Here is a 23,608-nt window from a genome sequence, read left to right as displayed (position 1 = left end):
GACGACCATGACCGACACGCGCCCCTTCAAGGTCCTCGGCCTGCAGCAGATCGCCATCGGCGGCCTCGACAAGGCCAGGCTGCGCCACCTGTGGGTGGACCTGCTGGGCGTGCCGGTGACCGGCAACTTCGTCAGCGAGCGCGAGAACGTCGATGAGGACATCTGCACGCTGGGGCAGGGCGCCCATGCGGTGGAGGTGGACCTGATGCAGCCGCTGGACCCCGACAAGAAGCCCGCCGTCCACGCCACGCCGCTCAACCACGTCGGCCTGTGGGTGGACGACCTGCCCGCCGCCGTGCAGTGGCTGGAGTCGCAAGGTCTGCGCTTCGCCCCGGGCGGCATCCGACGGGGCGCGGCCGGCCACGACATCTGCTTCGTCCACCCCAAGGGCAATGGCCAGTTCCCGTTCGGCGGCGAGGGCGTGCTGATCGAGTTGGTGCAGGCGCCGCCGGGAGTGGTCTCAGCGCTTCAAGCCGGCTGACAGTTCGACCAGCCGCTCAAACTCCGCGCGGTGCCCGTAGCGGTCCGCACTGCGCGCGTCATGCGCCAGCGCGGCAATCTGAGCCGGGCCGTAGTCGCCGATCTGCGTGCTGCCGCGCAGCCACTGGCCCCAGGCGGCCACGGCGATGGCGAAGCGCAGGTCGGCGTCCGCCTTGCCCAGCGCCGGCCAGGCCGCAGCCTTGGTGATGGGCAGCTGAACGAGCTTGCTCTCCGCCTGCCCCGGCGGCTTGTAGCGCAGCTTCAGCCAGGCCAGCTCCCTTGCGTGCGGGTCGGCGGGCTTGGCGTCCTTGCCCTCGCCGTAGCGCAGCGGGTCCACCGTGCCCTTGGCGCCGGTGAGGATGATCTCGTACAGCGCCGTCACCGTGTGGCCGGCACCGATGTCGCCCGCGTCCACCTTGTCGTCGTTGAACTGCTGGCGCGTCAGGTTGTTCAACTCGTAGCCGATGAGGCGGTATTCCTGCACCAGCGCCGGGTTGAACTCGATCTGCAGCTTCAGGTCCTGGGCAATGACGGCCAGCGTGCTGGTCATCTCGTTGACGAGCACCTTGTGCGCCTCCTGCAGCGTGTCCAGATAGTGGTAGCTGCCGTCACCCACGTCGGCGAGCTTCTTCATCAGCGCCTCGTTGTAGTTGCTGTCGCCCACGCCCAGCGTCGTCAGGCTCACGCCGCGCTTGCGTTCACCTTCCACCAGGGTTTTCAGCTCGTCCGCGCTCGTCACGCCGATGTTGAGGTCGCCGTCGGTGGCCAGCAGCACGCGGTTGATGCCCTCGCTGATGAAGCCCGCGCGGGCCTGCGCGTAGGCCAGGCGAATGCCCGCCTCGCCATAGGTGCCGCCGCCAGCGCTGAGCGTGTCGATGGCGGCGTGGATGGCGTCCTTCCGGTCGCCCGGTGTGGCCTCCAGCACGACGCGCGTGCCACTGGCGTAGCTGACGATGCCGACGCGGTCCTGTGCCCGCAACTGGTTGGTCAGCAGGTGCAGGGCCGAGCGCACCAGTGGCAGCCGGTCCTGCGGGTTCATCGAGCCCGACACGTCGACGAGGAAGACCAGATTGGCCGGCGGCAGGCTCTGCTTGGCCAGGTCCTGCCCCTTGATAGCGATGCGCAACAGACCGCGCTCGGCGTTCCACGGCGACGCGACGAGGCGGGCATCGACGGCGAACGGCGTGGCTGCGTTCGCCGCCGGTGCGGCGTAGTCGTAGCCGAAGTAGTTGACCAGTTCCTCCACGCGCACCGCGTCGCGCGGGGGCAGAGCGCCGCGGTTCAGGAAGCGGCGCACATTGGCGTAGCTGCCGGTGTCCACGCTGGCGCTGAAGGTCGAGAGCGGCGCTTCGGCCACGCGCTGCCAGGGGCGGTCTTCGAAGCGGGTGTACTGGGCCGTAGATGGCGGCTGCGCGATGGGAGGCGGGGGAGCGGGCAGGTATGCCGGCACCGCGATGGCCATGTGAGGCACTGGCACCTGAGTTGCCGCAATCGGCGCAATCGGACTGGGTTGCGGCGCGACTTCGGCGCGCTCCAGCTTGGGCGCCGGTGCGTCCGGCCGGGGGGCCTCGGCGCCCTGGTTGAGTTGATGCCCGCAGCCGTTCAGGCCGAGGGCAATGAGCAAGGCAAGGCCGAGCCGGCGCGGGCCCAGGGTCTGGGTCATGTGGATCTCCCTTGGGCGGTGAGCGCCCTGGCATCCGAACGTGCCGCAGCCGCATCGCGCCGACAGCGCCGGCCCCGGACAAACCCGAGCCATGAACTGCGGCGAAGCGCCACTTCCCCAACCGCTGCTTCTGCTGCGCGGTACCCGCCCGTAACCTGCGCGCTGCAAATCTTGCGCGTGCTGCGCTGGGCTGACCGGCCCGTGGCACACCGGGAGGCGGGGGGTCATGAGCAACCCCGTGGATTCGGTCGCAAGGCTTTGCTCGGCCGCTCGGGCCCAGAATCAGCGACTTCGCCTTTCACGCCGCCCGATGCGCCCCATCCTTCTTCTGCTGGCCCTGCTGCCGACCTTCGCGCAGGCATGGGGCAACCACAGCCCCATGTGCTACCGCGCCTTCGAGCGCATGCCCGAGGTGGCCGGCGCGGCAGCGGTGAAGGCCGAGCCGCTGGTTGATTTCCTGCGCGACCAGGACGCCGCCATCTCCCGCACGCTGGATGCCCAGGAAGCCTGGGCCCGTGAGCACCTGAAAGGACATGCGCCACGGCCCGATGCGTTGCGTTTCCTGCCCGACGCCAAGCGCAGCGATGCCGAACGTCGCGCCGCCTTGCTGCGCGCACTGCGCCTGTCGCCGCAGTCCCGGCTGGCGCTCTATCTCCAGGTCGATCCGCGCGAAGGTGAGACCACGCGGCCGGCCATAGCCACCAGCCTGGTCTCCGCCGTCACCCCTTCCAAAGGTGCGACGCAGCGCTTTGTCCCCTTGCAGCCCGGCGAAGCCGTCGCGCCGCTGGCCGTGCTGGCCTCGGCTTGCGACGAGCCCGATTACGGCCACGACCTCAACCTGTTCGACGACAACCCGGGCAGCCCCGGCAACCCGTCGTATGGCTTTGGCAAGCAGCCCTTTGGCAACCCGGCCGTCGCCATCGGCTCGCAGGCGCCCTTCCACATGGGCTTCTTCCACCAAGGCGCCGTCTTCAACACGCTGGCGCCCAGCTTTGCCCGTACGTTTGCCGAGCTGCGCGTGCAGCAGTACGGCGGGCTGGCCGTGCTGGCGTGGCAGACTGGCCATGCCTACTGGGGCTGGCGCTTTGCCGGGCTGGCGCTGCACCATGTTCAGGACCTGACCCAGCCGTATCACGCCAGTGCCGCCCCCGGCGCCACGCTGGGCCACATGATGTGGGTCAACCTCAAGGCCCAGCTCGGCGCGCCGGCCGACCGGCAAGGCCTGGTTGTGCTGCAGAGCAATCGTCACTTTGTGCTGGAACAGTTCCAGACGCGCTGGATCATCGACGCCGCCCGCCAGCGTCGTGACGGCCCATTGGAGACGGCTCTGCGCGGTGCCGCGGGCGACGCGCGCTATCCGCCCTGGAGCCCGGGCTATGTGCGCGACGTCGTGGCCGCCGAAGCCTTCGCCGCCGGCCCGGCAACGGACGCGGCGGTCGTCGTCGGTGCGCCGGCGAAATTCGTCACTGACCCCAATTTCGATTTCGCGGCCAACGAGGCCCAGCTTGGCCCGGAGCTTGCGCGCGACCTGCAGGGCCAGCGCGATGCGCTGCAGCGCGAGCTTGCCGAACTGCTCGGCCACTTCGGCGCGCACAGCCGCAATGTGCTGCGCGGGTTGCTGAAGCAGATGGACAGCCCAACGACACGTTGAAGTTCGTGTTTGGCGAAATCACTATCGCTTTTTGGCGCAGAATTGCCATCTTCGCGAAGGCTATGCTGGAGTCAAACGATCATGCGCCACGACCTCACCACTCTCAATCTCGTGCTGGCCATCGAGCAGACCCGCTCGATCACCCGTGGCGCCGCCCAGGAACACCTGGCGCTCGCTGCGGCCAGCAAGCGACTGTCTGACCTCGAAAGCCGCCTCGGCGTGCAGCTTTTCGAGCGGCGGGCGCGGGGTGTCGAACCTACCGAGGCCGGCCGGGCGCTGGTGCGCCACATCCGCTCGCTGCATGCGTCCCTCTACGCCCTCGAAACCGAGGTCATGGAGTTTTCGCGTGGCATCAAGGGTCATCTGCGCATCGCGTCCAACACCAGCGCCATCGCCGAGTGCCTGCCGCCCTACCTCGTCGAGTTCTCGCAGGCCCATGCGCAGATCCGCATCAGCCTGGAAGACCTGACCAGCGCCGAAGTGCAGGCTGCCGTGGCCGAAGGGCGTGCGGACGTTGGCGTCTTCACGGCGCCAGTGCTGGACAACCGCGTGCAGGCCTGGGTCTTCGCCCGCAGCCGCTTGGCGGCTCTCGTCCCGCTCAAGCACCCGCTGGCCAGCCGCGAAACGGTGAGCTTCGACGACATGCTGGCCTATGACCTCATCGGCCTGAACGCCGGCGCCAGCGCCCAGGAGCTGATGCGCGAGCAAGCCGCTGCCCGCGGCCAGACTCTCAACGCGCGCCTGCAGGTGCGCGGCTTCGACGGCATCGCCCAACTGGTCGAGTCCGGCCTCGGCGTCGCCGTTTTGCCTGAACAACCCGCCGAGCGCTTCACCCGCGTCTTCGGCGTGCGCTGCCTGCGACTTGAAGAGTCGTGGGCGGAGCGCGACTATTACCTGGGTGTGCTGCGCCAACAGCGCTTGCCCACCGTGGTGCAACGCTTCGTGGACACCCTCATTCCTCGAGAAAAGCAATGACCTCCCGTACCCTTTACGACAAGCTCTGGGACGAGCATGTCGTGCACTCCGAACCGGATGGCACGGCACTGCTCTACATCGACCGCCACCTCGTCCATGAGGTCACCAGCCCGCAGGCCTTCGAAGGCCTGGACCTGGCCAGCCGCAAGGTCTGGCGCCTGTCGGCCAATTTGGCCGTCAGCGACCACAACGTGCCAACGACGGACCGTTCGCAAGGCATCGCTGACCCCATCTCCAAGCTGCAGGTCGACACGCTGGATGCGAACTGCGATCGCGTCGGCATCACGCAGTTCAAGATGAACGACAAGCGCCAGGGCATCGTGCATGTCATCGGCCCGGAGCAGGGCGCCACGCTGCCCGGCATGACCGTCGTCTGCGGCGACAGCCACACCTCAACGCACGGCGCCTTCGGCGCGCTGGCGCACGGCATCGGCACCAGCGAGGTCGAGCATGTGCTGGCCACGCAGACGTTGTCGGCCAAGAAGGCCAAGAACCTGCTCGTCAAGGTCGAAGGCCAATGCCCCAAGGGCGTCGGCGCCAAGGACATCGTGCTCGCCATCATCGGCAAGATTGGCACCGCTGGCGGCAATGGCTACACGATCGAGTTTGCGGGCGCGGCTATCCGCTCACTCTCGATGGAAGGTCGCATGACCGTCTGCAACATGGCCATCGAAGCCGGCGCCCGCGCCGGCCTGATCGGCGTGGACGACACGACGATCAATTACGTCAAGGGCCGCCCCTTCTCGCCGAACGGCGTGGAGTGGGATCAGGCCGTCGCCTATTGGCGCACGCTGCACAGCGACGCCGGTGCGCATTTCGACAAGGTCGTCGAGCTGGACGCCGCGCAGATCCGCCCGCAGGTCAGCTGGGGCACTTCGCCCGAGATGGTTCTGTCGGTGGACGAGCGCGTGCCCGATCCCGACAAGGAAAAGGACGCCGTCAAGCGCGGCGCCATCGAGCGCGCGCTGACCTACATGGCGCTGGAACCCAACAAGGCCATCAGCGACATCCACGTCGACAAGGTCTTCATCGGCTCCTGCACCAACAGCCGCATCGAGGACATGCGCGAAGCCGCGGCCGTCGTGCGCCGCGTCGGCGGCCGTCTGGCCAAGAACATCAAGCTGGCGTTGGTGGTGCCGGGCTCCGGCCTCGTCAAGGCGCAAGCGGAAGCCGAAGGCCTGGACCAGGTCTTCAAGGCCGCCGGCTTCGAATGGCGCGAGCCGGGCTGTTCCATGTGTCTGGCCATGAACGCCGACCGGCTGGAGCCGGGCGAGCGCTGCGCGTCGACCAGCAACCGCAACTTCGAAGGCCGCCAGGGCGCCGGTGGGCGCACCCACTTGGTCAGTCCTGCGATGGCTGCTGCTGCGGCGATGACAGGGCATTTCGTTGACGTTCGCACGTTGAGCTGAGAGCCATGGACAAGTTCACCATCCACAAGGGGCTTGTCGCGCCCATGGACCGCGACAACGTCGACACCGACGCCATCATCCCCAAGCAGTTCCTGAAGTCGATCAAGCGCTCGGGCTTCGGTCCCAACCTGTTCGACGAATGGCGCTACCTGGACCATGGCGAGCCCGGCCAGGACCCGGCCAGCCGCAAGCCCAACCCCGACTTCGTGCTGAACCAGCCGCGCTACGCCGGTGCGAGCGTGCTGATCGCGCGCAGCAACTTTGGCTGCGGCTCCAGCCGCGAGCACGCGCCCTGGGCGCTGCAACAGTTCGGCTTCCGCGCCATCCTGGCGCCGAGCTTCGCCGACATCTTCTTCAACAACTGCTTCAAGAACGGCCTGCTGCCCATCGTGCTGCCGGAAAGCGCCATCGCGCGCCTGTTCGACGAGGTCTATGCCTTCCCGGGCTACCAGCTCATCGTCGACCTGCCGCGCCAGGTCGTCGTCAAGCCCGACGGCGCTGAACTGCCCTTCGACATCGAGCCCTTCCGCAAGGAGTGCCTGATCGGCGGCCTGGACGAGATCGGCCTGACCTTGCAGCACACCGACAAGATTCGCGCCTACGAGGCTGCCCGCATCGCTGCGAAGCCCTGGCTCAACAACCGAGTGATTTGAGATGAAGAAGATTGCAGTACTGCCAGGCGACGGCATCGGTCCCGAAATCATGGCCGAGGCCGTCAAGGTCTTGAACGCGCTGGACCTGCCATTGCAGCTCGACTGGGCCGACGTCGGCGGCAAGGCCTATGACACCAGCGGCCACCCACTGCCCCCGGCCACGCTGAAGCTGGCCCAGGAAGCCGACGCCGTGCTGTTCGGCGCCGTGGGCGACTGGAAGTACGACAAGCTCGAGCGCTCGCTGCGCCCCGAGCAGGCCATCTTGGGTCTGCGCAAGGCCCTGGGCCTCTTCGCCAATTTCCGCCCGGCCATCTGCTACGAACAGCTCACGCACGCGTCGTCCCTCAAGCCGGAACTCGTCGCCGGTCTCGACATCCTGTTGATCCGCGAACTGACCGGCGACATCTACTTCGGTCAGCCGCGCGGCCGCCGCACGGCCGTGGACGGCCACTTCCCCGGCGCCGACGAAGCCTTCGACACGATGCGCTACTCGCGCCCCGAGATCGAGCGCATCGCCCACGTTGCCTTCCAGGCCGCGCGCAAGCGCAGTAAGCGCCTGACCAGCGTCGACAAGGCCAACGTGCTGGAAACTTCGCAGTTCTGGAAGGACATCGTCATCGAAGTCCACGCCCAGTACCCCGACGTCGAGCTGGACCACATGTACGTGGACAACGCCGCCATGCAGCTCGTCAAGGCGCCGAAGAAGTTCGACGTCGTCGTGACCGGCAACATGTTCGGCGACATCCTGTCCGATGAAGCCGCGATGCTGACCGGCTCCATCGGCATGCTGCCGTCCGCCTCGTTGGACGCCAACAACAAGGGCCTCTACGAACCGAGCCACGGCAGCGCGCCGGACATTGCCGGCAAGGGAATTGCGAACCCTCTGGCTACAATCCTGTCCGCTGCCATGATGCTCAAGTTCTCCCTCGACCAAGCCGACGCTGCCGCTCGTATCGAGCAGGCCGTGCAGTCCGTGCTGGCCCAGGGCTTGCGCACCGCCGACATCTGGAGTGATGGCACCACGAAGGTCTCGACCATTGAAATGGGCGACGCCGTGGTGAAAGCCATTACGACCACGAAAACCATCAAGAGCTAAAGCTCCGTCTCGTCTCGCCCCTCCAAACCCGGCGAACGAGCCGGGGCCCGAAGTGGATGGGGTTTGGTGAACGACAAAGGAATGATGATGACGACCTTGGTAGGCCTCGTAGGCTGGCGCGGCATGGTGGGCTCGGTGCTCATGGAGCGCATGACCGCTGAGCGCGATTTCGACCTGATCGAGCCGCTGTTCTTCTCGACCTCCAACGCCGGCGGCGCTGCCCCGGCCCAGGCCAAGAACGAGAAGACGCTGCAGAGCGGCTTCGACATCGAACAGCTCAAGCGCTGCGACATCATCATCACGGCCCAGGGCGGCGACTACACGTCCGAGGTCTACCCCAAGCTGCGCGCTGCGGGCTGGGCCGGCCACTGGATCGACGCCGCCTCCACGCTGCGCATGGCGGATGACGCCGTCATCATCCTGGACCCCGTCAACCGCCCGGTCATCGACCAGGCGCTGAGCAACGGCGGCAAGAACTGGATCGGTGGTAACTGCACCGTCAGCTGCATGCTGATGGGCGTGGGCGCGCTGTACAAGGCCGGCCTCGTCGAGTGGATGTCCACGCAGACCTACCAGGCCGCATCCGGCGGCGGTGCCCAGCACATGCGCGAGCTGCTGACGCAGTACGGCACGTTGAACGCCGCCGTCAAGCCGCTGCTCGACGACCCCAAGAGCGCCATCCTCGAGATCGACCGCCAGGTCATCGCCAAGCAGCGCTCCTTGTCCGCCGACGAAACCGCCAACTTTGGTGTGCCGCTGGGCGGCTCCCTGATCCCCTGGATCGACAAGGACCTCGGCAACGGCATGTCCAAGGAAGAGTGGAAGGGCATGGCCGAGACCAACAAGATCCTCGGCTCTGGCGCCATCCCCGTCGACGGCTTCTGCGTCCGCGTCGGTGCCATGCGCTGCCACAGCCAGGCGCTCACCTTCAAGCTCAAGAAGGACGTGCCGCTGGCCGACATCGAGGCCATGATCGCCGCCGACAACGAGTGGGTGAAGGTCGTGCCCAACACGCGCGAGGACACGATCCGCGACCTGACACCCGTGGCCGTGACCGGCACGATGACCATCCCCGTCGGCCGCCTGCGCAAGCTGGCCATGGGCCCCGAGTACCTCGGCGCCTTCACCATCGGCGATCAACTGCTGTGGGGCGCCGCCGAGCCGCTTCGTCGCATGCTGCGCATCCTGCTGGAGCGCTGAGGCCGGACCCCGACCGCCTGTTCCGCTTACCGTCTTTTACGAGTTGACCTAGGGTTGACCCCGGTCTCGTTATCGACACCAAGCGACACATCAGATACCCCTTGAGCATTTCCGCGTATATGCTTGATGCTGTTGTGTTTTTGATTCGAGACTCGACGCAGGCGTAACGTGCAGATCAGCGTGCAAACCAGGTATGTGCAGCGCGTGCTGAAGATCGAGACAGGCGGGGCGCTATGCCCCGCCTTGTTGCTTGGGGGAATGCCTTGAAAGACCACATCCGCGACGCATTCGAGGGCGTCCGCCCGACCGGCTTCACCCGCCACCACCTTGCACTGGCCGCCGCGCTGCTCGTGGCCACGGGGGGTGCTCAGGCCTTGGGCCTGGGCCGGTTGAATGTGCAGTCCGCCCTCGGCGAGACGATGCGCGCCGAAATCGACGTCACCAGCCTGACGCCAGAAGAGGCCGCCACGCTCAAGGTGCGCGTTGCGCCGCCCGATGCCTACCGCACCAGCGGCGTCGACTACAACCCGGTGCTGACGTCGGCCCAAGTGTTGGTGGTTCGCCGCGACGGCCGCACGCTGCTGCGCGTCAGCAGCGACCGCGCAGTGCAAGAGCCTTTCGTCGACGTCATCCTGGAGCTGACCTGGTCGACCGGCAAGCTGGTGCGGGAATACACGCTGCTCTTCGACCCGCCGAGCCTGCCCAAGCCGGCCCCGATGATCTCCGCGCCGCCAGCCGTTGCCGGCGCACCAGCGGTCGCCAGCGAAGCTGTTCCCGCCCCGGCGCCTGCCGTGACCACGGCGCTGCCGCGCATCCTGCCCGCTCAGCCGCCCGTGGCCGTGGCCCGGCCACCGGTTGCGGCGCCGGTCCCCGCACCTGTACCTGCCCCGCTGCGTCCGCCCGTCACCGGCTCTTCCGAGTACCGCGTGCGCCCGGGCGATTCGCTGTCCAAGGTCGCCGGTCGTACCCAGGTCAGCGGCATCTCGCTGGACCAGATGCTCGTCGGGCTGTTCCGCAACAACCCTGACGCCTTCATCGACGGCAACATGAACCTGCTCAAGGCAGGTGCCTTGTTGCAGGTGCCGTCCAGCGATGCCTTGGCCACCGTGCCCGCGCCCGAGGCGCGCCGCATCATCCTGGCACAAAGCGCCGATTTTTCAGCCTACCGTCAGCGCCTGGCCTCCGCCGCGCCGACGCTGCAAAGCAGCGGCAACGAGCGCCAGTCCAAGGGCCAGGTGCAGGCTGCCGTCGAGGACCGCAAGCCCGCCGCCGCGCCGACGCCCGACAAGCTTACGCTCAGCAAGGCCGGCGCCGCCGCCAGCGAGACCAAGCTGTCCAAGGACACCGAGAAGAAGGACGCCGCAGCCCGCGTGGCTGAGTTGACACGCAACGTCGAAGAGCTGAAGAAGCTCTCCAGCGCTGCCGCCAAGCCTGCCGCGCCGGTGGCTTCCGCAGCGCCTGCTCCGGCACCGGTCGTGCCGACGCTGCCAGCGCCAGTCGTCGCCGCCGTCGAGCCCGCGTCCGCGCCGGCACCCGTGGCTGCGGCCAGCGTCGCGGCCTCCAGGCCGCAACCCCGCGCCAGCGCTCCGCTGCCCCCGCCGCCGGCCGCCGAGCCGCCGGGGGTCATCGAGCAACTGCTCGACAGTCCCATCGTTCTGCCGCTGGCTGGCATGCTTGTCGCGGTGCTGGGCGTGCTGGGATTGCTCCGGCTGCGTTCGCGCCGCCCGGCCCATGCGTCCGAGACCGGCTTCCACGAAAGCCGCCTGCAGCCCGACTCCTTCTTCGGCGGCACCGGCGGCCAGCGCGTCGACACCCGCGATGCTCAGAACAGCGGCCAGTCGTCGATGAGCTACTCGCTCAGCCAGCTGGACGCCATCGGCGATGTCGATCCGGTCGCCGAGGCCGACGTCTACCTGGCCTATGGCCGCGACCTTCAGGCCGAGGAGATCCTCAAGGAAGCCCTGCGCGCCAACCCGACGCGCCTGGCCATCCGCCTGAAGCTGCTCGAGGTCTACGCCAAGCGCCGCGACACCAAGGGCTTCGAGCAACTCGCCGTGCAGCTGTTCGCCGAGACCCGCGGCTCCGGTGAAGACTGGGCCAAGGCGCAGGAACTCGGCCGCGGCATCGACCCGGACAACCCGCTGTACCAGCCGGGCGGCGCGCCGGCCCATGTCGAGGACGGTCCCGAACTGCGCCCCGAGCCGATGAATGCCAGCACGTTGCCGCAGACGGCATTGCCGAGCGGCGCCCATCCCTCCACGGCTCATCTGGGAACGGACGCGCTGTCCCGCGGCGGCCCCGACACCGGTCCTGTCAGTGGCTTCGATCTGGCGCTGGACCTGGACCTCGACGCCCCTGAGCCGGTCTCGCCTCACGCGATGGCCGCGACCCAGGCCATGCCGGCCTCGGTCGAGCATGCACCGCTGACGATGGACTTCGACATCTCCGGCCGTGGCGCCCGTGTCGCACCGCCGGCGCCTGATCTGAACTTCGACCTCAGCAGCATGGGCGGCCTGTCGAGCACCACGTCTGCGCCGGCAACGGCGCCGACTGACCTGGACTTCGACCTCGGCGAGCCCACCCAGCCCGGTGAAACCGATCCTGATCACCTGGCCGAAGCACTTGAAGCCCTGGGTGACGACGACGGCGATCCGTTGGTTCGTCAGCTGGAGCTGGCCGACGAGTTCCGCCAGATCGGCGACACAGAGGGCGCCCGCGAGGTGTTGCAAGAGCTGATCCAGCGCGCCAGCGGCTCGCTGCGCGACCGCGCTCAGGCGATGCTGAACGACCTGCGCTAAGCACGGCGCGATACTTCGACGCCCGGCCCGGCCGGGCGTTTTTATTTCCGAATCGATGAGAGTTGCACTTGGCGTGAGCTACCGCGGCGGCGGCTACAACGGCTGGCAGAGCCAGGCCGATGGCCGCACCGTGCAGGACGTGCTCGAAAAGGGCTTGTCCGCCTTCGCTGCCCGACCCATCCGCACGATATGCGCCGGCCGCACCGATACCGGCGTGCACGGCATCAACCAGGTGATCCATTTCGATACCGAGGTCGAGCGCGAGCAGTTCTCCTGGGTACGTGGCAGCAACCGCTACCTGCCACCCGACATCGCCATCCAGTGGTGCCGCTTTCCAGGCGACAGCTTCCATGCGCGCAACTCAGCGCGAGGGCGGCGTTATGCCTTTCTGCTGCTTGAGTCTGCCGTGCGGCCGGCCATCGAATCCGGCCAATGCGGCTGGGTGTTCCGGCCGCTCGACCAGGCTGCGCTGGAGGCCGCTGCGGGGCGCTTGGTCGGTGAGCACGATTTCTCGTCCTTCCGCTCATCCGAATGCCAGGCCGCGTCGCCGGTGAAGACGCTGCGCGAGATCCGCGTGCAGCGGCGCGGCGCCTACTGGCGCTTTGAGTTCGAGGCCAGCGCCTTCCTGCACCACATGGTGCGCAACCTGATGGGCTGCCTGCTCGCCGTGGGCAACGGCACGCGCTCCGTCGACTGGGTCTCCGACGTGCTCGCTGCACGCGACCGCAAGGTGGCCGCGCCGACCTTTCCCCCCGACGGGCTCTATTTCCTCGGCCCGACCTACGATGCCGAGCTCGACATCCCGCGTGAAGTTGCGGCTTTGGACTGGCTTCCATGACTCGAATCAAGATCTGCGGCCTGACCCGCGAAACCGACGTTGCAGCAGCCGTTGCCGCCGGCGCCGACGCCGTCGGCTTCGTCTTCTACGCCAAGAGCCCGCGGGCCGTGACGCCGGAGCGAGCGCGGGCGCTTGCGAGGCTGTTGCCGCCCTTCGTGACCCCGGTCGGCCTGTTCGTCAACGCGACCGACGCCGAGTTGCAAGCCGGGCTGGACGCGCTGCCCAACATGCTCGTCCAGTTCCACGGCGACGAAACGCCCGCAGACTGTGACCGGGTCCAAAGGCCCTACCTGCGCGCCGCCCGCATGGCGCCGGGGGTCGATTTGCTAAACTTCGCCGCACAATTTCCCAACGCCCAGGCCCTGCTGCTCGACGCCCATGTCGACGGTTACGGCGGCGGCGGCAAGGTCTTCGATTGGTCACTCATTCCAAAAAGCGTCAGCTCTCGCCTCGTTTTGTCTGGTGGGTTGAATGCAGCAAACGTCGCCGATGGCATCAGGCAGGTACGGCCCTGGGCCGTTGATGTGAGTTCCGGCGTCGAGGTGTCCAAGGGCATCAAGAGCGCCGACCTGATCCAAGAGTTCTGCCGCGCGGTCCGCCGCGCCGATGCCGAACTGACCTGACAAGGGAAGACCATGTTCCAGTACGACCAGCCCGACGCGACCGGGCATTTCCGCCATGCGGGCACCGCGACCTTCGGCGGCAGCTTCGTCTCCGAGACCCTCGTCCATGCGCTGGATGAGTTGAAGGACGCCTACGCGCACTATCGCAACGACCCCGAGTTCATCGCTGAGTACCAGCGCGAGTTGAAGCACTTCGTCGGTCGCCCGAGCCCGATCTATCACGCCGACCGCCTGAGCCGCGAACTGGGCGGCGCGCAGGTCTACCTGAAGCGTGAAGACCTCAACCACACCGGCGCGCACAAGATCAACAACGTCATCGGCCAGGCGCTGCTGGCCAAGCGCATGGGCAAGCCGCGCGTCATCGCCGAGACCGGCGCCGGCCAGCACGGCGTGGCCACCGCGACGATCTGCGCCCGCTACGGCCTGGAATGCGTCGTCTATATGGGCAGCGAGGACGTGAAGCGCCAGTCGCCCAATGTCTACCGCATGAAGCTGCTCGGCGCGACGGTCGTGCCGGTGGAGAGCGGCAGCAAGACGCTGAAGGACGCGCTGAACGAGGCGATGCGTGACTGGGTCACCAACGTCGAGAACACCTTCTACATCATCGGCACCGTGGCCGGCCCGCATCCCTACCCGATGATGGTGCGCGACTTCCAGCGCGTCATCGGCGAAGAGTGCCTGGTGCAAATGCCCGAACTCGCCGGCCGCCAGCCGGACGCCGTCATCGCCTGCGTGGGCGGCGGCTCCAACGCCATCGGCATCTTCCACCCCTATATCGCGCATGAGTCCGTCAGGCTGATCGGCGTCGAGGCCGAAGGGCAGGGCATCGCCAGCGGCAAGCATGCCGCCACGCTGACGGCAGGCAGCCCCGGCGTGCTGCACGGCAACCGCACCTATCTGCTACAGGACGACGACGGCCAGATCATCGAGACGCACTCCATCTCGGCCGGCCTCGACTACCCCGGCGTCGGCCCCGAGCATGCCCACCTGAAGGACATCGGCCGCGCCGAATACGTCGGCGTCACCGATGCCGAAGCGCTGTCGGCCTTTCACCGGCTGTGCCGGACGGAGGGCATCATCCCCGCGCTTGAATCCAGCCACGCCGTCGCGTACGCGGTCAAGCTCGCGCCGACGCTGGGCCAGGACAAGGTGCTGCTGGTCAACCTCAGCGGCCGTGGCGACAAGGACATCGGCACCGTGGCCGACCTGTCCGGCGCGTCGTACTTCGACCGCCCGTCGCAAGCCGGCGAGAAGGTAAAACAATGAGCCCCCACACTCGCACCTGCTCGCTGCCCCCCGAGGTGGCGCACGGCCGCCTCGGGGCGGCCCGTCGGAGGCCGGCATGAGCCGCATCAAGACCACCTTCGACCAGCTCAAGGCTGATGGCCGCAAGGCGCTGATTCCCTTCGTCACCGCCGGTGACCCCTATCCGACGGTCACCGTCGACCTGCTGCTCGCCATGGCCGAGGCGGGCGCCGATGTCATCGAGCTGGGCGTGCCGTTCTCGGACCCGATGGCCGACGGACCGGTCATCCAGCGCGCCGGTGAACGTGCGTTGAAGCATGGCATCGGCCTGCGCAAGGTGCTGGCCTATGTGCGCGAATTCCGCGCCCGCAACGACACCACGCCCCTCGTACTGATGGGCTACGCCAACCCGGTCGAGCGCTACGGTCTGGACGCGTTCGTCGCCGACGCCTCTGCAGCCGGCGTCGACGGCATCCTCATCGTCGACTACCCGCCTGAAGAGTGCGAGGAGTTCGCCGCCAAGCTGCGCGCGGCCGACATGGACGCGATCTTCCTGCTCGCGCCCACGTCCACCGAGGCGCGCATGGCCCAGGTCGGCAAGCTCGCCAGCGGCTACGTCTACTACGTGTCTCTCAAGGGCGTGACGGGTGCAGGTCACCTCAACACCGCGGCCGTGGCCGAAGCCGTGCCGCGCATCCGCCAGCACGTCAGCACGCCGGTGGGCGTGGGCTTCGGCATCCGCGACGGCGCAACGGCGCGGGCCGTGGCCGACGTGTCGGACGCGGTCGTCATCGGCTCTAAGCTGGTCGAGCTGCTGGAACGCCAGCCGGCCGATAATGTCGCTTCCACCGGCGCCGCGTTCATCCGTGAAATCCGCGCCGCACTCGACAAGAAGGACTGACGCATGAGTTGGCTCGACAAACTTCTCCCGCCCAAGATCCAGCAAGGTGACCCGGCCGACCGCCGGACCGTCCCTGAAGGCCTGTGGATCAAGTGCCCGAGCTGCGAGACGGTGCTCTACAAGACCGACCTGGAGCAGAACATCAATGTCTGCCCCAAGTGCTCGCACCACCACCGCATCGGCGCCCGCGCGCGGCTGGACGCCTTCCTCGACGGTGAAGGCCGCTACGAGATCGGCCAGGAAGTGTTGCCCGTCGATGCGCTGAAGTTCAAGGACAGCAAAAAGTATCCCGACCGCCTGAAGGAAGCGCTGGAGAACACCGGTGAGACCGACGCCTTGGTCGTTCTGGGCGGCGCGGTCATGAGCGTGCCGGTCGTTGCGGCCTGCTTCGAGTTCGACTTCATGGGTGGCTCGATGGGCTCGGTCGTCGGCGAGCGCTTCGTGCGCGGCGTCGAATCGGCTATCGAGCAGAAGACACCCTTCATCTGCTTCACCGCCACCGGCGGCGCCCGGATGCAGGAAGGCCTGCTGAGCTTGATGCAGATGGCCAAGACCAATGCGTCGCTGACGCGCCTGGCCAAGGCCAAGCTGCCCTACATCAGCGTGCTGACCGACCCGACGATGGGTGGCGTGTCTGCCTCCTTCGCCTTCGTGGGCGACATCGTGCTGGCCGAGCCCAAGGCCTTGATCGGTTTTGCCGGCCCGCGCGTCATCGAGAACACCGTGCGCGAGAAGTTGCCCCCGGGCTTCCAGCGCGCCGAGTTCCTGATGGAGAAGGGCGCCGTCGACATGATCGTGGACCGTCGCCAGCTGCGCGAGACCATCGCCCGCCAGCTGGCCATGCTGCAGCGCCAGAGCGCGGACGCCGTCGCCTGACCGCCACCCGCAATGTTCCGAGCCAGGCCCCGCGCCTGGCTTTTGTTTTTCTCAGCCATGACGCTTGACCATGAAGCTCGATGACTGGCTTGCCCACTGCGAGCGCCTGCACCCCAAGACCATCGACATGACGCTGGACCGTGTGGTCACCGTGCGCGAGCGTCTGGGCATTGCCTTCGATGTGCCCACCATCGTCGTCGCCGGCACCAACGGCAAAGGCTCGACCTGCGCGATGCTGGAGTCCATCGCCTTGCACGCCGGCTACCGCGTCGGCCTCTACATCAAGCCCCACCTCGTGCACTTCCAGGAGCGCTGCCGCGTTGGCGGCGAGCCCGTGCAGGCCGAGTCGCTGGAGCCGCATTTCGAGGCCGTCGAGACCGCGCGCGGCGACATCACGCTGACCTATTTCGAATTCACGACGCTGGCCATCATGCGGCGCCTGCAGCATGAGCCGCTGGACCTCGTCATCCTCGAAGTCGGCCTGGGCGGCCGGCTCGATGCGGTCAACGTCATCGACGCCGACTGTGCCGTCATCACCAGCATCGACCTCGACCACACCGAGTTCCTGGGCAACGACCGCGACAGCGTCGGACGCGAGAAGGCCGGCATCATGCGCACCGGCCGCCCGGTCGTCGTCAGTGATCCGGTGCCGCCGGCCTCCCTGGCCGAGCGTGCCCTGGAGATCGGCGCCGACCTGCGCCAGCTCGGCCGCGACTTCACCTTCAGCGGCGACCGCACGCAATGGCAATGGGCCGGCCGCAACAAGCGCTTCTCCGGCATGGCTTACCCGGCGCTGCGCGGCGTCAACCAGTTGCTGAATGCGGCCGGCGTGCTGGCCGCCTTTGAGGCGCTGGCGGACCGCCTGCCCATCAGCGCCCAGGCCGTGCGCACGGGCCTCGCATTGGTCGAACTGCCCGGCCGCTTCCAGGTGCTGGCTGGCCAGCCAGCCGTCGTGCTGGACGTGGCCCACAACCCTCACGCCGTCGCCGCGCTGGCGCAGAACCTCGACCAGATGGGCTTTTTCCCTCGCACCCACGCCGTCTTCGGTGCTATGGCGGACAAGGACCTGGGCGGCATCCTCGCGCGCATCGCGCCGCTGGTGGACGTCTGGCATTTCACCGATCTGCCCCAGCCGCGCGCCGCGACGGCCGAGCAGCTCCAGGCTGCCTTCCTGGCCGCCGGCCTGAAGACACCGCCTGGCGTGGCGACGCACACCCATGCCAACCCGCTGGACGCCCTGCACGCGGCCGCGGCCGGGGCGACCACGGCCGATAGAATCTTGGTCTTCGGTTCCTTCTACACCGTGGGTGGCGTGCTGCAGCAGGGCTTGCCCCGCGTGACGGCCGGCGCCGCCGAGCCAAAACCTCCCACCCTCCACTGAGGCCACGCCGCCGATGGGCCTGTTTTCCTTTCTCAAGCGCGATGACGCCACCGCTGCGGCGGCGCCCAAGAAGTCGGTCAAATCTGGCGCCAAGGCCAGCGCGGCGGACGATGTGCTGGTGCTGCGCGTGCGCGCCCGCCGCCGTCTCATCGGCGCCGCCGTGCTGGTGGCGGCCGGCGTGGTCGGCTTTCCGCTGATCTTCGAGACGCAGCCGCGGCCGATTCCTGTCGACCTGCCCATAGAGATCCCGCGCAAGGAGACGGCGCCGCCGCTGACCGTGCCGACGCGCGAACCGCTGAGCCAGGCCGAGCCGGCGCCCCTGCCGACGCAGGCTGCCAGCGCGGAGCTTCAGGTCGAGCCCAAATTGGCCGAGAAGCCGGTTGAAAAGCCAGCTGAAAAGGTGGTCGACAAGCCGGTCGAGAAACCACCCGTCAAGGTCGCTGAAAAACCTGTCGACAAGCCCAAGGCCGCCAACGACGGCGCCCGCGCCCAGGCTTTGCTGGAAGGCAAGGAGCCCACGCCTGCGGCTGCCGCCCGCTTCATCGTGCAGGTCGGCGCCTATGGCGAGAGCAAGACGGCGCAGGACGTGCGCGGCAAGGTCGAAAAGCTGGGTCTCAAGACCTATGCCCAGGCGGTCGAGACGGCTGACGGTCGCCGCATCCGCGTGCGCCTGGGGCCGTTTGCCAGCCGCGACGAGGCCGAGCGCGCCGCTGCCAAGCTCAAGGGCGCGGGCCTTCCCGGCGCCATCCTGACGCTGTAGGCCGCCATGGACATCGCGCTCAGCTGGGTCGATCTCGCACTGGCCGCATTGCTGCTGCTGTCCATAGGCATCGGCCTTTGGCGCGGCCTGGTCTTCGAGGTCATGTCGCTGGCGGGCTGGGTGATTGCCTATTTCGCCGCCTCGCCACTGGCACCCGTCGTGCTGGACCTGTTGCCGGACTCGATGGCGTCCAAATTTGGCCCCGCCGTGCTGCATGCGGTGTCTTTGGCCATCGCGTTCTTCTTCGTCCTCATCATCTGGAGCCTGGCCACGCGCCTGGTGAAGGCGCTGATCCACGCCACGCCGCTATCCGTGGTGGATCGCCTTGGCGGCGCCGGCTTCGGTGCGCTGCGCGGGGTCTTCATTGCGCTGCTGCTGGTGCTCGTCATCGGTGCCTCACCGCTGGCCGAATCTGACACTTGGCGCGCATCTCTGGCCGTGCCCCGCCTGGCCGTCGTGCTGCGCGACGCCGCACCGATGCTGCCTGAACCCATTGCCCGTTTTGTTTCGCGCTCGATGACCCCATCTGAGGCGGAATCGACAGATTAAGGATCCACGCCATGTGCGGCATCGTCGGCACCCTCGCTGCCTCTCCCGTCAACCAGTTGCTCTATGACGCACTGCTGCTCTTGCAGCATCGCGGCCAGGACGCCGCCGGCATCGTCACGATGCAGGGCTCCAAATGCTTCATGCACAAGGCCCGCGGCATGGTGCGCGACGTCTTCCGCACCCGCAACATGCGCAGCCTGCCGGGCAATGTCGGCCTGGGCCAGGTGCGCTACCCGACCGCGGGCAACGCCTACAGCGAGGAAGAGGCCCAGCCCTTCTACGTGAACGCGCCGTTCGGCATCGTCCTGGTGCACAACGGCAACCTGACCAACGCCCACGCGCTGAAGGACGAGCTTTTCGACATCGACCGCCGCCACATCAACACCGAGAGCGACACCGAGGTGCTGATCAACGTGCTGGCGCACGAGCTGGAGATGGCTGCCCGTGACCTGCCGCTGACGCCCAAGGAGATCTTCGCCGCCGTGCGCGCCGTGCAGAAGCGCATCAAGGGCAGCTACGCCGTCATTGCGCTGATCGCCGGCCAGGGCCTGCTGGCCTTCCGCGACCCCTACGGCATCCGTCCGCTGTGCTTCGGCCGCTCTGCCAACGGCGATGTCATGGTCGCCAGCGAAAGCGTCGCCCTCGAAGGCACCGGCCACCAGTTGGAGCGCGACCTGGCGCCTGGCGAGGCCCTGTTCATCGACCATTCCGGCAAGCTGCACAGCGAGCAGTGCAACGACAACCCGTCGCTGAACCCCTGCATGTTCGAGTTCGTCTACCTCGCGCGACCGGACTCGGTGATGGACGGCATTTCCGTCTACCAGGCGCGCCTGAACATGGGTGAGACGCTGGCCCAGCGGGTCATCTCCACAATGCCGCCGAACGAGATCGACGTCGTCATCCCCATCCCCGAAAGCAGCCGCCCTTCGGCCATGCAACTGGCCCACCGCATCGGCAAGCCCTACCGCGAAGGCTTCGTCAAGAACCGCTACGTCGGCCGCACCTTCATCATGCCGGGGCAGGGCGCGCGCAAGAAAAGCGTGCGCCAGAAGCTCAACGCCATCGGCGTCGAGTTCAAGAACCGCAACGTGCTGCTGGTCGACGACTCCATCGTGCGCGGCACCACGTCCCGCGAGATCGTGCAGATGGCCCGCGAGGCCGGCGCGCGCAAGGTGTACCTGGCCTCCGCCGCGCCGCCGGTGCGCTACCCCAACGTCTACGGCATCGACATGCCGACGGCGGAGGAACTGATCGCCCATAACCGCTCCATCGAGGAGATTCGCGCGTACATCGGCGCCGACGCGCTGATCTACCAGGACGTGGACGCGATGAAGCGGGTCGTGGCCGCGCTGCGCCCGGGGCTGGCCGGCTTTGAGGCGAGCTGCTTCGATGGCCACTACGTCACCGGCGACGTCAGCCTTGAAGACTTTGCCACGCTGCGTGCACAGCGAGCCAGCCAGCCCAGCGACGAGGAGTCGGACAGCCGTGGCCGTCTGGCGCTGCAAGGCGACACGGAGGGCTGAGGCATGAGTGACGACACCCGCCGCGCCCTGCCCGAAGGCCTGCGCCGCGAAACGCTCGCCATCCGCACCGGCCTGCCACGGAGCCAGCATGGCGAGCACTCCGAGGGGCTTTACCTGACGACGGCCTATGTGCAGGCCGACGCCGAGACCTCGGCGCGCAAGTTCGCCAACTCCGAGGACTTCACCTACTCGCGCACCAGCAACCCCACGGTTCGCAGCCTGGAGGCGCGCATGGCGGCGCTGGAAGGCACCGAGGCCGCCATCGCCACATCCACCGGCATGAGCGCCATCCTGTTGCTCGGCATGGGCCTGCTGAAGGCCGGCGACCACGTCGTCTGCTCGCGCTCGGTGTTCGGCTCGACGATCAACCTCTTCGCGAAGGAGTTCGGGAAATTCGGCGTCGAGACCACGTTCGTCTCGCAGACCGACCTCGCCGAATGGCGCGCGGCTATCAAGCCGACGACCAAGCTTTTCTTTGCCGAGACGCCGACGAACCCGCTGACCGAGATCTGCGACATCCGCGCGCTGGCCGAACTGGCGCACGATGCCGGCGCGCTGCTCGCCGTGGACAACACCTACTCTTCGCCGACGCTGCAACGCCCGGCGGAGATGGGCGCCGACGTCGTCATGCACTCCGCCACCAAGTACATGGACGGGCAGGGCCGCGTGATGGCCGGCGCGCTCTGCGGCCCGAACAAGCTCATCCGCGATGTTTTCGGCCCCGTGCTGCGCACCGTCGGCATGACGCTGGCGCCGTTCAACGCCTGGGTCGTGTTGAAAGGCCTGGAGACGCTGTCTTTGCGCATGAAGGCCCAGAGCGAGCAGGCCCTGGCCGTCGCCCGCTGGCTGGAGGCTCAGCCCGACGTCGCCCAGGTTTACTACCCCGGCCTTGCATCACATCCCCAGCACGAGCTGGCCATGCGCCAGCAGAGCGGGCAGGGCGGGGCGGTGCTGTCCTTCGATGTCAAAGCCGATTCGCCCGAGGCCGCACGCGCCGCCGCCTTCCACGTCATCGACAGCACGCGTGTCGTCTCCATCGCCACCAATCTCGGCGACACGAAAACCATCATCACCCACCCCGCGACCACGTCGCATGGCCGCCTCACCGAGGCCCAGCGCCAGGCTGCCGGCATCGGCCAGGGCCTGATCCGCCTGGCCGTCGGCCTCGAGCATGTCGACGACATCACCGACGACCTTCAGCGTGGTCTCTCAACCTTGAACGCCCGATGAGCTCCTTCGACAAGATTCGCACGCGCATCGCGCCGTCGCCGACCGGTTTCCTGCACCTGGGCACCGCCCGGACCGCCTTGTACTCATGGGCCTATGCCCGCCATCACGGTGGCGAGTTCGTGCTGCGGATCGAGGACACCGACGTCGCCCGCTCCACGCAGGACTCGGTCGACCAGATCATTGCCGCGATGAAATGGCTGGGCCTGAACTATGACGAAGGCCCGATCTACCAGATGCAGCGTCTGGACCGCTACCAGGCCGTCATCGACCAGCTGATCGCCGAGGGCAAGGCCTACCACTGCTACACGACGCCTGAAGAGCTGAATGCGATGAAGGAGGCGCAATTCGCTCGTGGTGAAAAAAGGCTTTACGACCGCCGCTGGCGCCCCGAGCCGGGCAAGGTGCTGCCCTCGCCGCCTGAAGGCGTGAAGCCCGTCGTGCGCTTTGCCAACCCGGTGGAAGGCGACGTCACCTGGGACGATCTCGTCAAGGGGCCGATCACGATCAACAACCGCGAGATCGACGACCTCATCATCGCCAGGGCGGACGGTGTGCCGACCTACAACTTCGCCGTCGTCGTCGATGACTGGGACATGCGCATCAGCCACGTCTTCCGCGGCGACGAGCATGTCAACAACACGCCCTGGCAGATCAACATCTTCAACGCGCTGGGCGCGCCGCTGCCGGCCTTCGGCCACCTCCCGATCATTTTGGGTGACGACGGCTTGAAGCTGTCCAAGCGCCGTGGAGCCGTCAGCGTGATGGACTACGCCGCCAACGGCTATCTGCCGGAGGGCATGCTGAACTACCTGGCCCGCCTGGGCTGGAGCCACGGCGATGACGAACTGTTCTCCGCCGAGCAGATGGTCAGCTGGTTCGACGGCCTGCACCTGTCCAAGAGCCCGGCGCAATGGGACCCCGCCAAGCTGGACTGGGTCAACGGCCATTACGTCAAGCACATCGATGAGGCGCGTCTCGCCGGCTTGGTTGCCGAGCAATTGGCGGCCAAGGGCATCGCTGTGACGGTCGAGCAGATCCAGCCCAAGGTGGGCCTGTTCAAGGATCGTTGCGCCACCGTTGCCGCACTGGCCGATTGGCTGGAGATGTATTTCGCGCCGGTCACTCCTTCTGCCGATGACCTGACGACCCACGTCACCGACGCCGTCCGCCCCGCCTTGGCGGTACTTGTGGAGCGGCTTGCTGCCTTGGGTGAATGGAACAAAACAACCCTTCAGCAGGCACTGAAAGAAACCCTCGCAGCGGCTGGCCTCAAGATGCCGCAACTGGCCGTGCCGGTACGTGTTCTGGTGTGTGGCCGCGCCCAGACGCCGTCGCTGGATGCGGTGCTCGAGCACTTCGACAAGAAAAAAGTCCTCGATCGCTTGCAAGCAGTCTGAAAATCGTCATATACTCTTGGTCTCGCTTGAACAGCGCTGCAAACAAAGCGATTTGCGACAAGGCCGGTAACGGCTAAATCAAAGAATCAAATTGGGGGTATAGCTCAGCTGGGAGAGCGCTTGCATGGCATGCAAGAGGTCAGCGGTTCGATCCCGCTTACCTCCACCATTTAAACCAATGGTTTATTGGCGGCGCGCAGTTCAAGCGGCGAAGATTTAGTCCCCTTCGTCTAGAGGCCTAGGACACCACCCTTTCACGGTGATTACAGGGGTTCGAATCCCCTAGGGGACGCCAAGTTTGATGAGCTTGGCAATCGTTGAAGATTTCGGTCGGAAGCGGTTGCGAATTCATCCCACGCG

At 67.2% G+C, this 23,608-nt stretch carries 20 protein-coding genes and 2 tRNA genes; 21 read left to right on the top strand and 1 reads right to left on the bottom strand.

Features of this window, described 5'->3' with window-relative positions:
• The first annotated feature begins 7 nt into the window (after positions 1 to 7).
• On the top strand, positions 8 to 481 hold the full coding sequence (locus AC0IZJ_RS04610; protein WP_471847089.1) for a VOC family protein: 474 nt from the start codon (positions 8 to 10) through the stop codon (positions 479 to 481).
• Here AC0IZJ_RS04610 and AC0IZJ_RS04605 read toward each other — a convergent pair.
• Positions 461 to 2,143 carry a vWA domain-containing protein gene (locus tag AC0IZJ_RS04605; protein ID WP_471847086.1) on the bottom strand — a complete coding sequence of 561 codons (1,683 nt, stop codon included), beginning with the start codon at positions 2,141 to 2,143 and terminating at the stop codon, positions 461 to 463. The genes AC0IZJ_RS04610 and AC0IZJ_RS04605 overlap by 21 nt on opposite strands.
• A gap of 310 nt (positions 2,144 to 2,453) precedes the next feature.
• Between AC0IZJ_RS04605 and AC0IZJ_RS04600 the strand changes: the two genes are divergently transcribed.
• The 20 genes from AC0IZJ_RS04600 to AC0IZJ_RS04505 all read left to right on the top strand — a co-directional run bounded on the left by AC0IZJ_RS04600 (position 2,454) and on the right by AC0IZJ_RS04505 (position 23,543).
• Positions 2,454 to 3,794, top strand: coding sequence for a hypothetical protein (locus AC0IZJ_RS04600; protein ID WP_471847084.1), 1,341 nt, complete (start codon positions 2,454 to 2,456; stop codon positions 3,792 to 3,794).
• Positions 3,795 to 3,875: 81 nt separating this feature from the next.
• Positions 3,876 to 4,769 (top strand): LysR family transcriptional regulator, encoded by an 894-nt coding sequence (locus AC0IZJ_RS04595; protein ID WP_471847082.1) that lies wholly within the window; start codon positions 3,876 to 3,878, stop codon positions 4,767 to 4,769.
• Complete coding sequence (gene leuC, locus AC0IZJ_RS04590; RefSeq protein WP_471847080.1) at positions 4,766 to 6,178, top strand: 3-isopropylmalate dehydratase large subunit; 1,413 nt, start codon at positions 4,766 to 4,768, stop codon at positions 6,176 to 6,178. The genes AC0IZJ_RS04595 and leuC overlap by 4 nt, the downstream gene beginning before the upstream one ends.
• Before the next feature lie 5 nt (positions 6,179 to 6,183).
• On the top strand, positions 6,184 to 6,831 hold the full coding sequence (gene leuD / locus AC0IZJ_RS04585) for a 3-isopropylmalate dehydratase small subunit (RefSeq protein ID WP_471847078.1): 648 nt from the start codon (positions 6,184 to 6,186) through the stop codon (positions 6,829 to 6,831).
• A 1-nt stretch (position 6,832) separates the two neighbouring features.
• Positions 6,833 to 7,927, top strand: coding sequence for a 3-isopropylmalate dehydrogenase (gene leuB / locus AC0IZJ_RS04580; protein ID WP_471847076.1), 1,095 nt, complete (start codon positions 6,833 to 6,835; stop codon positions 7,925 to 7,927).
• 87 nt (positions 7,928 to 8,014) lie between these two features.
• Entirely contained in the window at positions 8,015 to 9,127 is a 1,113-nt protein-coding gene (gene asd, locus AC0IZJ_RS04575) for an aspartate-semialdehyde dehydrogenase (RefSeq protein ID WP_471847074.1), read from the top strand.
• A 263-nt stretch (positions 9,128 to 9,390) separates the two neighbouring features.
• Positions 9,391 to 11,925: a FimV/HubP family polar landmark protein gene (locus AC0IZJ_RS04570; protein WP_471847072.1), complete on the top strand. Its 2,535-nt coding sequence runs from the start codon at positions 9,391 to 9,393 to the stop codon at positions 11,923 to 11,925.
• 55 nt (positions 11,926 to 11,980) lie between these two features.
• A complete protein-coding gene (gene truA / locus AC0IZJ_RS04565) occupies positions 11,981 to 12,763 on the top strand; it encodes a tRNA pseudouridine(38-40) synthase TruA (RefSeq protein ID WP_471847070.1) in 783 nt (260 codons plus the stop codon).
• Positions 12,760 to 13,386: a phosphoribosylanthranilate isomerase gene (locus tag AC0IZJ_RS04560; RefSeq protein ID WP_471847068.1), complete on the top strand. Its 627-nt coding sequence runs from the start codon at positions 12,760 to 12,762 to the stop codon at positions 13,384 to 13,386. The genes truA and AC0IZJ_RS04560 overlap by 4 nt, the downstream gene beginning before the upstream one ends.
• A 12-nt stretch (positions 13,387 to 13,398) precedes the next feature.
• A complete protein-coding gene (gene trpB / locus AC0IZJ_RS04555) occupies positions 13,399 to 14,652 on the top strand; it encodes a tryptophan synthase subunit beta (protein WP_471847066.1) in 1,254 nt (417 codons plus the stop codon).
• Between the two features lie 76 nt (positions 14,653 to 14,728).
• Positions 14,729 to 15,532 (top strand): tryptophan synthase subunit alpha, encoded by an 804-nt coding sequence (trpA, locus tag AC0IZJ_RS04550; protein WP_471847064.1) that lies wholly within the window; start codon positions 14,729 to 14,731, stop codon positions 15,530 to 15,532.
• 3 nt (positions 15,533 to 15,535) lie between these two features.
• Complete coding sequence (gene accD / locus AC0IZJ_RS04545; protein WP_471847062.1) at positions 15,536 to 16,408, top strand: acetyl-CoA carboxylase, carboxyltransferase subunit beta; 873 nt, start codon at positions 15,536 to 15,538, stop codon at positions 16,406 to 16,408.
• A 70-nt stretch (positions 16,409 to 16,478) separates the two neighbouring features.
• Positions 16,479 to 17,789, top strand: coding sequence for a bifunctional tetrahydrofolate synthase/dihydrofolate synthase (gene folC, locus AC0IZJ_RS04540; protein ID WP_471847060.1), 1,311 nt, complete (start codon positions 16,479 to 16,481; stop codon positions 17,787 to 17,789).
• A gap of 13 nt (positions 17,790 to 17,802) precedes the next feature.
• Positions 17,803 to 18,549, top strand: a complete 747-nt coding sequence (locus AC0IZJ_RS04535) for an SPOR domain-containing protein (protein WP_471847058.1) — start codon at positions 17,803 to 17,805, stop codon at positions 18,547 to 18,549.
• Between the two features lie 6 nt (positions 18,550 to 18,555).
• Entirely contained in the window at positions 18,556 to 19,098 is a 543-nt protein-coding gene (locus AC0IZJ_RS04530; protein ID WP_471847056.1) for a CvpA family protein, read from the top strand.
• Between the two features lie 11 nt (positions 19,099 to 19,109).
• On the top strand, positions 19,110 to 20,621 hold the full coding sequence (gene purF / locus AC0IZJ_RS04525; protein WP_471847054.1) for an amidophosphoribosyltransferase: 1,512 nt from the start codon (positions 19,110 to 19,112) through the stop codon (positions 20,619 to 20,621).
• A gap of 3 nt (positions 20,622 to 20,624) precedes the next feature.
• The gene (locus tag AC0IZJ_RS04520) at positions 20,625 to 21,851 is read left to right on the top strand and encodes an O-succinylhomoserine sulfhydrylase (protein ID WP_471847052.1); all 1,227 of its coding nucleotides are present in this window, start codon (positions 20,625 to 20,627) and stop codon (positions 21,849 to 21,851) included.
• A complete protein-coding gene (gltX, locus tag AC0IZJ_RS04515) occupies positions 21,848 to 23,248 on the top strand; it encodes a glutamate--tRNA ligase (protein ID WP_471847050.1) in 1,401 nt (466 codons plus the stop codon). The genes AC0IZJ_RS04520 and gltX overlap by 4 nt, the downstream gene beginning before the upstream one ends.
• A 93-nt stretch (positions 23,249 to 23,341) precedes the next feature.
• Positions 23,342 to 23,417, top strand: a tRNA-Ala gene (locus tag AC0IZJ_RS04510).
• 50 nt (positions 23,418 to 23,467) lie between these two features.
• A tRNA-Glu gene (locus AC0IZJ_RS04505) sits at positions 23,468 to 23,543 on the top strand.
• Positions 23,544 to 23,608: the final 65 nt, after the last annotated feature.

This window comes from Roseateles sp. AC306 (assembly GCF_979253795.1).
This window is presented reverse-complemented; position numbering and strand designations above follow the sequence as displayed.